Source organism: Streptomyces sp. NPDC036764, assembly GCF_055609385.1.
The window spans coordinates 461,192-475,430 of record NZ_JBVJPT010000001.1 but is presented as its reverse complement, the minus strand read 5'-3'; the positions used below and the strand labels follow the sequence as shown (position 1 = coordinate 475,430).

The 14,239-nt window shown below is 71.3% G+C and carries 9 protein-coding genes and 1 pseudogene; 5 read left to right on the top strand and 5 right to left on the bottom strand.

Annotation, left to right across the window (positions count from 1 at the left end; translation table 11 throughout):
- Positions 1-55: 55 nt before the first annotated feature.
- Positions 56-1,087 (bottom strand): rhamnogalacturonan acetylesterase, encoded by a 1,032-nt coding sequence (locus ACZ69Q_RS02040; protein WP_471034691.1) that lies wholly within the window; start codon positions 1,085-1,087, stop codon positions 56-58.
- A gap of 188 nt (positions 1,088-1,275) precedes the next feature.
- On the opposite strand from ACZ69Q_RS02040, the gene ACZ69Q_RS02035 reads away from it, so the two are divergent.
- Complete coding sequence (locus ACZ69Q_RS02035; protein WP_471034689.1) at positions 1,276-3,015, top strand: rhamnogalacturonan lyase B N-terminal domain-containing protein; 1,740 nt, start codon at positions 1,276-1,278, stop codon at positions 3,013-3,015.
- Between the two features lie 7 nt (positions 3,016-3,022).
- Here the strand turns inward: ACZ69Q_RS02035 and ACZ69Q_RS02030 are convergent, their stop codons facing one another.
- Together ACZ69Q_RS02030 and ACZ69Q_RS02025 are read right to left on the bottom strand one after the other, a co-directional pair.
- The gene (locus tag ACZ69Q_RS02030) at positions 3,023-4,435 is read right to left on the bottom strand and encodes an RICIN domain-containing protein (RefSeq protein WP_471034686.1); all 1,413 of its coding nucleotides are present in this window, start codon (positions 4,433-4,435) and stop codon (positions 3,023-3,025) included.
- A 1-nt stretch (position 4,436) separates the two neighbouring features.
- Complete coding sequence (locus ACZ69Q_RS02025) at positions 4,437-5,540, bottom strand: glycoside hydrolase family 43 protein (protein WP_471034682.1); 1,104 nt, start codon at positions 5,538-5,540, stop codon at positions 4,437-4,439.
- 238 nt (positions 5,541-5,778) lie between these two features.
- Here ACZ69Q_RS02025 and ACZ69Q_RS02020 point away from each other — a divergent pair, with 238 nt between their 5' ends.
- Both ACZ69Q_RS02020 and mmuM read left to right on the top strand, forming a co-directional pair.
- A complete protein-coding gene (locus ACZ69Q_RS02020; protein WP_471034678.1) occupies positions 5,779-7,869 on the top strand; it encodes an autotransporter in 2,091 nt (696 codons plus the stop codon).
- 331 nt (positions 7,870-8,200) lie between these two features.
- Positions 8,201-9,124 (top strand): homocysteine S-methyltransferase, encoded by a 924-nt coding sequence (gene mmuM, locus ACZ69Q_RS02015; protein ID WP_471034676.1) that lies wholly within the window; start codon positions 8,201-8,203, stop codon positions 9,122-9,124.
- A 40-nt stretch (positions 9,125-9,164) separates the two neighbouring features.
- On the opposite strand, the gene ACZ69Q_RS02010 is transcribed toward mmuM, so the two are convergent.
- Positions 9,165-10,736, bottom strand: coding sequence for a carboxylesterase/lipase family protein (locus ACZ69Q_RS02010; RefSeq protein WP_471034674.1), 1,572 nt, complete (start codon positions 10,734-10,736; stop codon positions 9,165-9,167).
- Positions 10,737-10,846: 110 nt separating this feature from the next.
- Positions 10,847-11,558 (bottom strand): annotated as a pseudogene (locus ACZ69Q_RS02005) (alginate lyase family protein); the annotation flags it as partial.
- 164 nt (positions 11,559-11,722) lie between these two features.
- On the opposite strand from ACZ69Q_RS02005, the gene ACZ69Q_RS02000 reads away from it, so the two are divergent.
- Positions 11,723-12,778 (top strand): LacI family DNA-binding transcriptional regulator, encoded by a 1,056-nt coding sequence (locus ACZ69Q_RS02000; RefSeq protein WP_471034672.1) that lies wholly within the window; start codon positions 11,723-11,725, stop codon positions 12,776-12,778.
- A gap of 215 nt (positions 12,779-12,993) precedes the next feature.
- Positions 12,994-14,172: a ferritin-like domain-containing protein gene (locus ACZ69Q_RS01995; RefSeq protein ID WP_471034671.1), complete on the top strand. Its 1,179-nt coding sequence runs from the start codon at positions 12,994-12,996 to the stop codon at positions 14,170-14,172.
- Positions 14,173-14,239: the final 67 nt, after the last annotated feature.

Genomic DNA, 14,239 nt, shown 5'->3' with positions numbered 1-14,239 from the left:
GCGGCTCGGTTCAGGCCTGGGGCGCCCCGGTTCCGGTCGGGACGCCCCAGGGGTTTCATCCCACCCGCACCAGGCCCTGTGGCACCAGATGCAGGGCGACGAGTTCTTCGCGGACCAGGCTCGCGTACACGGTGGCGCCGTGTACCGAGGTGTGGGTGTTGTCCCGCTTCTCGTTGTAGAGGTACAGCGCCTTGGAGGCCTCGACGCCGAGCGACTCCACCAGCGCCTTGGTCTTCGCCGTCAGGTCGATCAGGGGCACGTCCCGGGCGGCGGCGACCGAGCGGACCACCGAGGGGTGATCCACGCCCAGGCCGTTCACCAGCAGGGCGGTGCCGTTGTTGAGGGTGCCGTCGGAGTTGAACCAGCGGCGGACGACGGGAGTCACGAGGACCGGCTCGCCTCCCTTCTCGCGGACACCGGCCACCAGTGTCTCCAGATTCGCGCGGTACGTCGCCTCGTCGGTCGTCTTGTCGTTGTGGGCGAGCTGGATCAGGACGAGGTCGCCGGGGCGGATCCGCTGCTGGACGGCGGCGAACAGGCGTGCGTCGGCGAGGTAACTGACGGTGCTCTCACCGGAGTCGGCGTAGTTGGCGACGGACAGGCCCCTGCGCAGGTACTGCGGGAGTTGCTGACCCCAGCCGGAGTACGGCTCGCCCGGCTGGTCGCAGACCGTGGAGTCGCCGACGAGGAAGAGCCGGCGGGTCCGGTGCGCCGGGGTGACCTCGATGCCGGCCAGGGCGGGGGCCGCACCGCCCAGCACGAGGTCCAGGCCGGGGGTGCCCTCGGCGCCGGTCGGCTCGCCCTCCGGTGTACGGACGTTCACGGTGAAACTGCGGGCGACGCGCTCACCGGCCGCGACGGCCGTATCGGGGAGCAGGGCGCGACGGGTCTCGCCGCTGACGCTCGTGCTCGACGCGGCCTCGCCGCCCAGGAGGACCTTGACGTCGTAGGTGCCGGGCGGGACGTCGAAGTGGCAAGCGGTGGCGGTGCAGTCGCCGTGAATCCTGGCCTGGGCACGGGCGGGGCCCGCCGTCAGCAGGGCGCCCAGGGTGGCCGCCACCAGTACGGCGGTGCTGAAACGTCTCATGCGCGACTCCTCGCTCGACCGGTCCCGGCGTGCGCCTGGACCGTACCCGTTTCGACAAGCGCTTTCTAGATCGCGGCACCACTTCGCACAATTGCCCAGTACCGGCTCGCCACAAGCCCTTTCGCGAAATCGATTCAACTGTCACCCTGCACAACACCCGCACCCCACACTCCGAAGGAGGCACCCCCATGTCCGGATCCACTGGAAGATCCGTTCGCCGCCGCACCTTCGTCCTCGGCGCCACGGCCGCGGCCGGCACGGCGGCCCTCGCCGGTACGGCACGCGCCGCGGCCTTCGGCTGGAGCGACGACGGTTCGAACTACGTCGTCGACACCGGCGCCAACCTCGTCTTCAAGGTCAGCAAGACCAACGGAGACCTGACCTCGCTGGTCTACCGCGGCACGGAGTACCAGGGCTACGGCGGCATGAACTCGCACATCGAGTCCGGCCTCGGCGCCTCCACCGTGTCCGTCAGGCAGTCGGGTTCGACGATCCTGATCTCGGTCGCGTACGGCACTCTGCGGCACTACTACGCGGCCCGCAGCGGCGAGAACAACGTCTACCTGTGGACCAACAAGGCCGACACGTCCGTCTCCGCGACCCGCTACATCCTGCGCGTGAGAAAGGGCCTGTTCCTCAACGACGAGCCCGACTCCTACACGTACACCAGCAGCACCATCGAGGCCTCGGACGTGTTCGCGAAATCCGACGGCCAGACCCGCTCCAAGCACTACTCCAGGCGCCGGGTGATGGACTACGACTACATCGGCTGGACGGGCAGCAACGTCGGCCTGTGGATCGTGCGCAGCAACCACGAGAAGGCGTCCGGCGGCCCGTTCTACCGCTGGACGGGCAGCAACGTCGGCCTGTGGATCGTGCGCAGCAACCACGAGAAGGCGTCCGGCGGCCCGTTCTACCGCTCGCTGCTGCGCCACCAGAGCGCGGACGGCGGCGGCCTCTACGAGATCCTGTACTACGGCCAGAACCAGACCGAGGCCCAGCGCTTCGGCCTCCAGGGCCCCTACGTCATCGCCCTCACGGACGGCGGGGCGCCCTCCTCCTCCCTGTTCCCGGGCACGCTCACCACCTCGTGGGCGGACTCGCTCGGCATGTCCGGGTACGTCGGCGCGGGCGGGCGCGGTCGGGTGGCCGGGGTCGGGATCTCCGGGCGGAACACGGCGTACCCGTACACGGTCGGGCTCGCCAACTCGGCGGCGCAGTACTGGGGTTCGGCGCGGTCTTCGGACGGCTACTTCTCGATCGGGGGTGTGCTGCCGGGGACGTACAGCCTGACGGTCTTCAAAGGCGAACTCGCCGTGTACACGGGCTCGGTGACGGTCTCGGCCGGTGGCACGACCACCCTCAACACGATCGCGATCCCGTCCTCGAACGACCCGGGCAACGCGAGCGCCATCTGGCGGATCGGCGACTGGAACGGCACACCGAGCGGCTTCAAGAACGCCGACCTGATGACGTACGCGCACCCCTCCGACGTCCGCGCCGCCTCCTGGACGGGCAACGTGGTCGTCGGCAACAACGAGACGGCGTCCTTCCCCTGCTACCTGTGGAAGGACGTCAACAGCGGGATCCTGGTGTACTTCAAGCTGACGGCGGCCCAGGCGGCGGCCGCGCACACCCTGCGGATCGGGGTGACGACGGCGTACGCCAACGGCCGGCCGCAGGTCGCGGTCAACGGCACCTGGACGTCCGCGATCCCCTCCCCGCCGGCCCAGCCGAACACCCGGTCGCTGACCAACGGCTCCTACCGGGGCAACAACCACACGTTCACCTACAGCGTGCCGGCGTCCGCCTGGCAGACGGACACCGGCCAGTACAACGTGCTGCGGATCGACGTGGTGAGCGGTTCGGGGACCACGGGCTATCTCAGCGCGGGCACGGCGATCGACGCGATCGACCTGCTCGTCTGACGGCATCTCACGTTCCGCGCGTCCACTGCTGGTTGGTTCCGCCGTTGCAGGTGTAGGTGATGATCGCGGCGGAGTTGGCGGTGGACGCGCCGTTCACGTCCAGGCACTCGCCGCTCGCGCGGGAGACGACGCTGACGTAGGAGCCGGTGGTGGTGAGCGACCACTGCTGGCCGGTGGCGGAGACGTTGCAGCTCTCCTGGGTCACCGTGCTCGCGTTCTCCTGGACGCACAGGGAGCTGTGCCGTGTCACAAGCTGGTAGTAGCCGCTGCCGACGGACTTGAACCAGTACTTCTGGTTGGTGCCGCCGTTGCAGTCGTACTGCTTGAGCTGGGCGCCCGCCCACTGGGACTGGCCGGTGACATCGGCGCAGCGCCCGCTGTGCCGGGCGACGAGGGTGTTGTACGTGGCGCCGGCTCCGCTGATCGAACCGGTGGCCGTGTCGACGGTGACCTCCGGGGACCAGGACATCGACATCGAGGTCGAGGAGGGGAAGGTCAGCGGCAGCCAGACGTAGCGGGAGTCGTTGACGGTGCCGCCGAAGGAGTTGCCCCAGCGGTCGCCCAGGTAGAGGTACGACGTGGTCGAAGTGCCCTGCACCGGGAGGACGTACGCGGTCTGCGAGCCGTAGGCCGTGGAGTCGCCGACGTTCGTCATCGCGGTCCACGGACCGGCGATGTTCGTGGCGGTGGCGTACTGCTGCTGGTTGGGGCTCCAGCCGGTGGCGCCCGAGGTCAGCATGAAGTAGACGCCGTTCCGCTTGAACAGGGCCGGTGCCTCGCGATGGCCGCCGTGCCAGGGGTCCGCGACCAGGGCGGCGATGCCCGTGTAGTCGCTGGTCAGGCGGTAGATCTGGAGGTCGTAGTTCTCGCGGGCGGCGGAGACCATGTAGCCCGTGCCGTCGGTGTCGACGAAGACCGTGATGTCGCGGGACATGTGCTGGCCGAGCGGGCGGAAGCTGCCCTGCCAGGTGTAGTTCCCGTCCACGGTGTCGGAGACGGCGACGGCGGCGCGGGCCTCGCTGTAGTCGGTGCCGTTCTCCTTGTGCATCCACATGACGAACTTGCCGGTGGCGGCGTTGTACATGACCTTCGGGCGCTCGATGTTGGCGGTGGCCAGCTCGGACGCGCTGGACTGGGTCAGGACGTGGTTCCTGAACTCCCAGTTCTTCAGGTCGGTGGAGCGGTAGGCGTCGACGTAGCGGAAGGTGTTGTCGGCGTTGCGGTGCTCGCCGAACCAGTAGTAGTACGAGCCGACCTTGAGGACACCGCCGCCGTGGGCGTGCACGGGGTTGCCCAAGGTGTCGGTGAACTGCGTGCCGGTGGTGACCGTCTGAGGTGCCGCCTGGGCGGGGCCGGCGGTGGCCAGGGCGCCGGCCAGGGACAGACACACGGCGAGCAGCAGCGCGTACGTACGTCTCATCTCAGGCCCTCTCCTTCACGGGCGCGGCGGTCGTGTCCGCCGCTGTGTCCGCCACGGGTATGCCGAAGTCCGGGGTGCCGTCCGGGTTCCAGTTGAGGCGCTGGACACGGGTGTGGCGGTTGGGGTCGTTGAGGGGGTCGCCGACGATCTCCTTGTACTGGCGGGCGTGGTAGACGAGCACGTCGCTGCGGCCGTCCTCGGCGACGGTGAAGCAGTTGTGGCCGGGGCCGTACTGCTTGGTGGTGTCGTTCGTGGTGAAGACCGGGGTCGGCGACTTGGACCAGCTCCCCGGGTCCATGAGGTCGGCGTCGGCGTCGGCGGTCAGCAGGCCCATGCAGTAGTGCCAGTCGGTGGCGGACGCCGAGTACGACATGAACAGGCGGCCGTTGCGGGCGATGACGGAAGGTCCCTCGTTGACCTTGAACCCGATGCACTCCCAGTCGTACTCCGGGGTGGTGAGCCGGACTTGGGGGCCGGTCAGGGTCCAGGGGTTCGCCATCTTCGACAGGAAGATGCCGGTGTTGTTGTCCATGCCGGGCTCGTGCTGGGCCCAGGCGAGGTAGCGGCTGCCCCGGTGGGTGAAGGTGGTGGCGTCGAGGGAGAAGGTCTCCCACGCCGTCTTCAACTGGCCCTTCTCCACCCAAACTCCCTGGAAGGGATCGCGGTGGGAGTTCTCCAGCACCCAGATGCGGATCTTCCACACGTCCTCGGCGGGAGCCGCGGCGAAGTAGATGTACCATTTGCCGCCGATTCGGTGGATCTCCGGCGCCCAGATGTGGGCACCCATGTCGCCGGTCGCGTGCTTGGTCCAGATGACCGACTCGGCGGCGGTCGCGAGGCCGGCGAGGGTGCGGGAGCGGCGCAGGATGATGCGGTCGTACTCCGGGGCGGTGGCGGTGAAGTAGTAGAAACCGTCTGCGTGACGGTGGATGTGCGGGTCGGCGCGGTTGCGGACGAGCGGATTCACGTACGGGGCGGCCTTCGGCGGGGCGGCGTGCGCGACGCCGGGGACGGCCGAGGCGGCGGCGAGGGCGCCGGCGGCCGCGGCGCCCTTCAACAGCAGCCTGCGGCTGGGGACTTCGGGCAGGTCGTCTTCGCGGCTCATGCGGACTGCCTCTCGGGTTCACATGGGGGGAGTGTTCGAGATGACGGACGCAATCTGTCATTCCGAACGCCGAAAAGGTAAGGGCGTGCCACCGGGAGGTCAACGGGTTCGACGGGACGGGAGAGAGCGCTTTCTCCGGATGGGCGATTTTCTGTTATCGGCCGCTGTCCCGCCCGTCTCCTATGACGTGCGCAGTCTCACTCACAGAACAGCAGCGGCCGCCGGCGCCCTGACAGCGATGGCCGCCCTGGCCGTCACCGCTCCCCCGGCGGTGGCAGCCGGCCCACGGGACGTATCCGCCGACGTTCTTGGGGGCCGGGACGTAACGCTCAGCGGCGACACGGTGGTGACCGTGCCGGCCGGAACGACGACATACGGCGGTGTGTTCCGCGGCGAGGGCACACTCACCGTGCGCGGCACCGGGACGCTCGTCCTCACCAGGGACAGCGACTTCACCCTGCCGAAGTCCCGGCAGCGGCAGCAGGTGAGCGTCCTCGGCGGCAACCACCCGTACGTCACGACGACCCACCCGGACCCGCCCGCGATCACGGTGGAACGCGGAGCCACCCTGCAGTACGGCGACGGCGGTACGGCCGGGCTGATCGGCCACTTCCCCTACGGCACCCCGGCGTTCCGGCTCAACCAGGACAACATCCGGGTCGACGGCACACTGCGGCTGTCGCTGAGGAGCGCCTACAACCTGGGCACCATCAGCGGCTCCGGGCTCATCACCCAGCCGCGTTTCCTGTGGGGCACCTGGGACCTGTCGGGCACCCACCCCTTCTCCGGGGTGATCGACAACGGCACGCAGGTCAACGCCGGACGACCGGAGTTCGCGACGTCGCTGCCGAACGTGCGCAAGATCCTCAACCAGGGCACCTTCACCGTGGACACCCCGCTGGGCCGGACCGTCACCATGGGCATGGACTTCTACCAGCGCGAGTACGGCAGCGACATCAACGTCCAGTCCCGGCCGGGCGGCAAGGTCGTCCTCACCGGTCAGTACCGCTGGTCCGACCGGGGCGGCGACACCGATCCCTCGCTCAGCGACCCGGCCCTGAACTGGACGCCCGCGCGCAAGAACGTCAACAAGCGCGGCACCAACATCAAGGGCGCCGACGTCCAGTGGGGCGACGGGACGACGAACGAGATCTTCATGCCCGGTACCGCCGAGACCGTCTACATCAACCTCCTCGCGGCACGCTCCCGTTCACGGCTCACCTTCGACTACGACGGCCCTGTCACGCTGGGCGCGCCCATCGGCGGCGGCAGGTTCCACGACACGCTGTCCGCACCCGGAGCCGGCGACATCGTCATCAAGGGCACGCGCGGCAACGACGTCACGTTCGCCGCGGTGCAGTACTACGACGGCTCGACGACGGTCGGCAAGGGCGCGGTGCTGCGCCTGGGCAGCGGCAGACGGGGCGGCGACGGCGGGCTGTACACCCGGGGCGCGCTCAGCAAGGTCGTGAACGACGGTTCGCTGGTGCTGAACAACGTCGACAAGCCGCTGTCCCTGTCGCGGATCAGCGGCAGCGGGTCGCTCACCCAGACCGGGTCCGCGACGTCGACGCTGACGGGCGGGGCGGTGACGTACACCGGCCGCACGACGGTCGAGCGGGGCACGCTGGCCCTGCGCGGCGGCGCGACACTCGCCCGCAGCAGGGGGATCACGCTCAGCTCACCGAACTCCCGCCTGGACGTGGGCACTTCGGGCCTGCACGTCACGACGACACTGACCGGCAAGGGCACCGTGCGGGGCGCGGTGACGAACGACGGCGTCGTCACGAGCGGCCCGGCCGTCTCCGGTGACTACACGCAGACGCCGAAGGGTGAACTGGTGCTGCGCCAGGGCTCGTTGAAGGTGACGGGCGCGGTACGCCTGGCCGGGGACCTGGACCTGGCGTCCCTCGCCGGGGCGACCACGCCCGCCCGGAGCATCACGGTCCTCGACCACCGGGGCCGGGCGCGGACGACCGGCACCTTCGCGGGCCTCGCGGAGGGCGCGAAGCTCCAGCTCGGCGACACCGCCTACCGCATCTCCTACCGGGGCGGCGACGGCAACGACGTGGTCCTCACGGCCGTCACCGCGAGCCCCTCCCCCGGCTCCGGCAGCCCGCGCACGGCAGCCGACACCTCCCCCGGCCCGCGCACCGCGTCCGCCGCGGACAGCGGCCTCGGCTGGTGGCCCTACGTCCTCGCCGCCGGGCTGCTCGTGGGGCTCGCCATGCCGGCGACACTGCGCAGGCGAGGAGAGGGGCGGGGGCCGGGGCTGCTGCGGGGACGGGGACGGCGGCGGGGAGGCCGGCACGCGGCACAGGGCCGGTGACCGCCTCAGGGGGCGACTTTCGGGGCCCACGGCCGGTGACCGCCTGCGGGGGCGACTTTCGCGGCCCACGGCCGGTGACCCGGCGCGAGCCGTTGAAGCCCACGGCCAGTCCCCCCGGCGCGAGGCCGTTGAAGCCCACGGCCCGTGACCCCCGGTGCGAGGCCATTGAGGCCCACGGCCCGTGACCCCCGGTGCGAGGCCATTGAGGCCCACGGCCCGTGACCCCCGGTGCGAGGCCATTGAGGCCCACGGCCGGCCAGCGCCCCGGGCGCACCCCTCCCCGCCGTCTCACATCCCGGTCACCCGTCCCGCCTCGACTACCGTCGTCACCATGACCAGCACCATCACCCTCGCCGAAGCCCTCGCCGCCGGGACCGTCGTGCTCGACGGCGGCATGTCCAACCAGCTCGAGTCCGCCGGGCACGACCTGAGCGACGAGCTGTGGTCGGCGCGGCTGCTCGCGGAAGTGCCGGAGGCGATCACCGAGGCGCACCTCGCCTACTTCGAGGCGGGCGCCGACGTGGCGATCACCGCCAGCTACCAGGCCACGTTCGAGGGGTTCGCCAAGCGCGGCGTCGGGCGCGAGCGGGCGGCCGAACTGATCGCGCTCAGCGTGGAGCTGGCCCGCGAAGCGGTTCGGCGGGCGCAGGCCGAGGGGGTCGCCCGGCCGCTGTGGGTGGCCGCGTCGGTCGGACCGTACGGGGCGATGCTCGCGGACGGCTCCGAGTACCGGGGGCGGTACGGGCTGAGCGTGGCGGAGCTGGAGCGCTTCCACCGGCCCCGCCTGGAGGTGCTGGCGGGGGCCGGGCCCGACGTACTGGCGCTGGAGACGGTCCCCGACACCGACGAGGCCGAGGCGCTGCTGCGGGCGGTGCGCGGGCTCGGGGTCCCGGCCTGGCTGTCGTACTCCGTGGCCGGTGACCGCACCCGCGCCGGGCAGCCGCTGGAGGAGGCCTTCGCACTCGCCGCCGACGCCGACGAGGTCATCGCAGTCGGCGTGAACTGCTGCGCGCCCGAGGACGTCGAGGCCGCCGTGGAGACCGCCGCCCGCGTCACGGGCAAGCCCGTCGTCGTCTACCCCAACAGCGGCGAGGCCTGGAACGCCGAGGCGCGCGCCTGGAACGGCCGCTCCACCTTCACGCCCGCGGAGGTCCAGGGCTGGCGGGCGTCCGGGGCGCGGCTGATCGGCGGGTGCTGCCGGGTGGGTCCCGAGGCGATCGGGTCCATCGCGCGGACGCTGGGGGCGACGTCGTAGGTCCCCACGCCGGCTCCCGCAGAGGGTGGCGGCGTCCGGGTCAGTGCCTGCGGACCGCGCCCGGCAGGCGCAGCCGCCGTACGACCGACCGCAGCTCGGTGCCACGTGAGCCGTCGGCCAGGTCCGTTGCCGGGCCCGGCTGCCGGGGCTGGGCGGCGGCCCACAGGTCGAGTTCGGCGTCGCGCGGGCCGTGCGCGGTGTGGGTGTCGCCGTCGCCGAAGACCCGTACCGGACGCGTGTCGTCCCAGGCGTGCCACCCGGGGTCGCCGTCCGCCGCGAACCGCACCCAGGCCCCGTGCATCTCGTGGGCCAGTTCCGCCGGGGCCCCCTCGCCGGCGAGTTTGCGGGACTCGGGCACGTCCCCGGTGTCGAAGACGAAACCGAGCTCCAGCGCATGGCAGGCGCCGAGGTCGGGGAGGGTGGAGGGCCAGGCGAACTCGTACACGTACGACGACCCGGGGCGGGCGTCGGCCAGGCGGTGCAGGGGGATGCGCAGCAGGTGGTCGGTGACCATCTGGCCGACGATCTCGGCGGTGCCGGCCTGCGGGAGCAGGGCGCGATAGCCGCGGGGCACGTCGGCGCCGACGCGGCAGCGGGCCATGGCGCCGGCCAGGGCGACCGCGCCGAGCCGGTCGACGCGCTCCAGGAGCCCGCCGGGCACCAGCCACAGCCGGTACTCGTCGCGGGTCCAGCCCAGCATCAGCTCGACGCCGGCCGCGGCGTCACCCTCCGTGAGCGCCTTCAGCGGGTCGCCGGGCACGATGTCGCCGTCGACGACGATCCCGAACGCGGGCCCGCCCACCACGGGGCTGCTCAGCCGGCCCACCTCGGCCTGGGTGCGCAGCAGCAGCTCCTGGTCGACCTCGGCGAAGGCGGCGGCGGTGGCGGGGATCTTCAGCCGGGTGGCCATCCGGCGCACCATGCGCCGTACCTTGTCCCGCTCGGCCACCTCGGGCGGGCCGCTCTGCAGGATCGCCCGCCGGACCAGGCCTTGTGCCTGCGGGGCGGCGAGCAGCGCGCCGATGCTGATCGCGCCGGCGGACTGCCCGAACAGGGTGACGCGGTCCGGGTCGCCGCCGAAGGCCGCGATGGACTCGTGGACCCACTTCAGGGCGGCGAGCTGGTCGCGCAGGCCGGGATTGGCGGGGGCGTCCGGGAAGTAGCCGTAGCCCTCGACGCCGAGCCGGTAGTTGACCGAGACGAGGACGACACCGTCCCGGGCGAAGGCTCGCCCGTCGTACACGGGCATGCCGGAGGAGCCGCGGGTCAGGGCGCCGCCGTGCAGCCACACCATGACCGGGAGCCGGGCGCCGGGGCCGGGTTCGGGCGTCCAGACGTTGAGGTTGAGGCAGTCGTCGCCGGGCACGACCGGGTCGGACAGGTACTGCGCGAACGCCTCCGAGTACGGGGGCCTCGGCGGGGTCGGCCCGAAGGCCGCGGCCTCGCGCACCCCTTCCCACGGTTCGGGCGGCACGGGCGGCCGGAACCGCAGCGGGCCGAAGGGGGGCGCCGCGTAGGGGATGCCCCGGAACACCGCGACGCCCCTCTCATACCGGCCCCGTACCGAACCGTAGGGCGTGCTCACCACGGGGTCTGCCTGGACTGCCGTCATTCGTCCACCAGCCTCCTCACCGCGCTCGTGCACCGTGAAGATCAGAGCAACTCATTGTGGCCCGGTATTCCGGCGCACGAGCGGATGAGAGGGCTGTTCGGCGTACCCGGTTACTTGGCGTACATCAGCGTGCCGAAGCCGAGCTGGTCGAAGCCGCCGCTGGTCGTGCCGTAGTCACCGCCGCCGCCCTCGGGGCGACCGAGGAGCACATCTGGCTGATGTACTTGTCGTCGAGGTTCAGGCGCCGGTTGTAGTGGTAGTGGAGCATGGCCCAGACCGGGCGGACCTGGCCGCGGCCGGAGGAGCTGATCACGGTCTGTGACTGCGGGGCGCAGTTCTGACCGGTCCCCCAGTTGTAGGTGGTGCACGGGACGTTGTTGCCCAGGTTGTACTGGCCACGTACTGGGCGGCCTTCAGGAAGCGGCGGCCGTCGTAGGAGTAGAGGTCGTCGCCCTGGTTCCAGGCCATCTCACACAGGGCACCCATCTGGCCCATGCCCATCACGGTGTGGCCCTGGTCGCGGCCGGACTCCTGCCACTGGCCGAGGTCGTATCCCTCGACGCCGGAGTAAAGGAAGGGCACTGCCTTGCGGAGGGCGCCGTTTCCGGCGCCGTTCTTGAAGTAGTTCACGGCCTGGTCGTACTTGGCGGCGTTGTCGGTGAGGATCCCGATGGCCATCACCGAGGCCAAGTTGCACAGGTCCCAGTTGGCCCAGTAGTTGGTGATGCAGGCGCCGTTGTGGTCGTTGAGGAACTGGTTGTTGAGCGGGTAGAAGACCCTGACCAACATCTCGCGGGCGGCGGCGAGGTCGAACCCGCTGTAGGCCCAGGGCCTGTTCGAAGTTTCGAAAATCGCGCCCCGTGGACTCCCGCGAACTCCGGGCTCTTCCGGACTCAGCGCGGCGAACCTAGGGTAGGAAGCGCTTACTGTTTCCGCGCTGGTCGAAACTTTTCATGGCCCTCGGGCGGGCCGGAGAGGCGGTTTTGATGGTCCGTACGGGCAGTGCGAGCGTGGCCGCCGGGCCGACCCTCGCGGTCGTGGCCCGCGAGGCCGGGGTGTCCGTACCGACCGCCTCCAAGGTGGTCAACGGCCGCGAGGACGTGGCTCCGGAGACCCGTCGCCGGGTCACCGAGGCGCTGGACCGGCTCGGCTATGTCCGCAGACCGCGCTTCGACGCGGCGAAGACGCCCGGCCTGGTCGACCTCGTCGTGCACTCGCTCGACAACTCGTGGTCGGGCGCGGTGCTGCACGGGGTGGAGGCGGCGGCCCACGACGCGGGCCTGGAGGTGGTGGTCTCGGCCGGGCTGACCCGGACGCGGGGCGCGCGGCCGGAACGGGGCTGGCTGGACAAGCTCATCGCACGCGGCTCCTCCGGGGTGCTGTTCAATCTGGCCGAGCTGACGGCGTCGCAGTACGCGTGGCTGGAGCAGCACCGCATCCCGTACGTGATGATCGACCCGGTGCTGGAGCCGCCGCCGGAGGTGGTGTCGGTGGGCGCGGCGAACTGGAACGGCGGCGTGACGGCGACCGAGCACCTCCTCGCCCTCGGTCACGAACGCATCGCCGTCATCGCCGGTCAGCAGCGCAAGATGTGCAGCGCCGCCCGGGTGGCCGGCTACCGCTCGGCGCTCGCCTCGGCCGGGGTGCGGCACCGTCCCGAGTACGTCAGACACGCCGGCTTCGACGAGGGCGTCGCGCACTGCCGGATGCTGGAACTCCTCGACCTGCCCGAACCGCCGACGGCCGTCTTCGTCTGCTCGGACCGGATGGCCCTCGGAGTCTACGAAGCCCTGGCGGAGCGGGAGTTGAGCGTGCCGGACGACATGAGTGTGGTCGGCTTCGACGATCTGCCGGAGGCCCGCTGGATCTCCCCCGCCCTCACCACGGTCCGCCAGCCGCTGTCGGAGATGGCGGCGACGGCGCTGCGGCTGCTGGTGCGGATGATGGACGGGGACCGGCCGGAGAGCACGCGGACGGAGTTGTCCACGCGGCTGGTGCAGCGGTCGAGCACGGCCGCCCCGCGTGGGACTGCGCCGCGCTGAGTCCTTCGCCCACGTCCCCCGGCGGGTCGCCGGGGTGTTCGCGCCCTCGGTCTGGTGGACGTTGGACCGACAGGGTGGTCGATGCGCCGTTCGGCACGTGTGCCCTGGTGACGGCGATGATCGCTGCTAGCTTCGCGAGCTGTCGGAGGGGTCCCGATGCGGTGCGGCTGGCCGAGCCGGGGCCGTCCCTATGAGCTGAGGCGAGGTTGACGGGTATGGGCGAAGAGCCGGACGAGCCGGCGGTTGCTCCGTTCAAGCGCAGGAGGTTCCTGGCGTCGGCCGCGGTGGCGGCCGGGGCGCCGGCCGCGGTCGCCGGGCCCGCACAGGCGGCCGTGCCACCGGCGGACGAGGTGGCGGGCACACCGGCAGTGGCGCAGGCACCCGTGCAGGCCGCCACCGGCCCCGGGTCCGTGGCACGCCTGATGGCCGTCCCCGAGGACAGCCGCGGGGTCGCCTGGCTCAGGTCCGCCCTTCAGGTCGCCGTGGGGCTCGAACTCGCCACCATCCCGCCCTACTTGTGCGGCTGGTGGTCGGTCAAGGACCAGCGCAGCGAGGTCGCGCGCATGATCCGGCGCATCGTCGGCGACGAGATGTACCACCTGGGCATCGTCTGCAACCTGCTCGTGGCCGTGGGCGGCAGGCCGCAGATCAAGGCCGCCGCGCCCGCGTACCCCGGTCCGCTGCCCGGCGGGGTGCGCGCCGGAGTGACCGTCTATCTGTCGGGCCTCACCAAGCCCTTCGTGCGCGACGTGATGATGGCGATCGAGGCGCCCGAGGTGCCGCTCGCCCGCAGCGTGCAGGCCTCCCCCACCGTCGGGGAGTTCTACGAGGGCATGCTCGCGGCGTTCAGGGCGGTGCGGCCGGACCTGTCGACGCGGGGGCAGGTGACCCAGCACATCGACTCCGACGAACTGCGCCCGGTGCGCACCCTCGACGACGTCGAGCACGCCATCGAGATCATCAGGGAGCAGGGCGAGGGAACCGAGAGCTCCCCGACCGACTCCTTCTCGGACGACCGTCCGGCGCACTACTACGCCTTCGGGGAGATCTACCACGGCAGGGAGCTGCGCGAGACCGAGGACGGCTGGAGGTTCGTCGGCCCGCCCGTGCCCTTCCCCGACGTACGCCCCATGGCCCCGGTCCCGGTCGGCGGCTGGCGCGCCACGTCCGCCCATGTCGGGGGCCTGCTGTTCCGCTTCGACGCCATGTACAGCACGGTGCTGGACTCCCTCGACGCGGCCTGGGCGGGCGGCGGCCACCGCACCCTGGGCGCGGGCATCCGCACCATGCGCGGACTGCACAATCCGGCCGTGGAACTGATGGAGACCCCCATCCCCTCCGGCCGGGGCACGTACGGCCCCCAGTTCCGCACCCTGCGCCGGCCCCGCCGCTGAGGGCTGCACCGTGACGACAGGCTCTCGGGGCCGGACCGGACACCGGGTCAGCAGGCGTCCCTGATCC

Coding starts and splice junctions, on each gene's coding strand:
- ACZ69Q_RS02040 (WP_471034691.1), bottom strand. CDS start 1,087: ATGAGACGTTTCAGCACCGCCGTACTGGTGGCGGCCACCCTGGGCGCC.
- ACZ69Q_RS02035 (WP_471034689.1), top strand. CDS start 1,276: ATGTCCGGATCCACTGGAAGATCCGTTCGCCGCCGCACCTTCGTCCTC.
- ACZ69Q_RS02030 (WP_471034686.1), bottom strand. CDS start 4,435: ATGAGACGTACGTACGCGCTGCTGCTCGCCGTGTGTCTGTCCCTGGCC.
- ACZ69Q_RS02025 (WP_471034682.1), bottom strand. CDS start 5,540: ATGAGCCGCGAAGACGACCTGCCCGAAGTCCCCAGCCGCAGGCTGCTG.
- ACZ69Q_RS02020 (WP_471034678.1), top strand. CDS start 5,779: ATGGCCGCCCTGGCCGTCACCGCTCCCCCGGCGGTGGCAGCCGGCCCA.
- mmuM (WP_471034676.1), top strand. CDS start 8,201: ATGACCAGCACCATCACCCTCGCCGAAGCCCTCGCCGCCGGGACCGTC.
- ACZ69Q_RS02010 (WP_471034674.1), bottom strand. CDS start 10,736: ATGACGGCAGTCCAGGCAGACCCCGTGGTGAGCACGCCCTACGGTTCG.
- ACZ69Q_RS02000 (WP_471034672.1), top strand. CDS start 11,723: ATGGTCCGTACGGGCAGTGCGAGCGTGGCCGCCGGGCCGACCCTCGCG.
- ACZ69Q_RS01995 (WP_471034671.1), top strand. CDS start 12,994: ATGGGCGAAGAGCCGGACGAGCCGGCGGTTGCTCCGTTCAAGCGCAGG.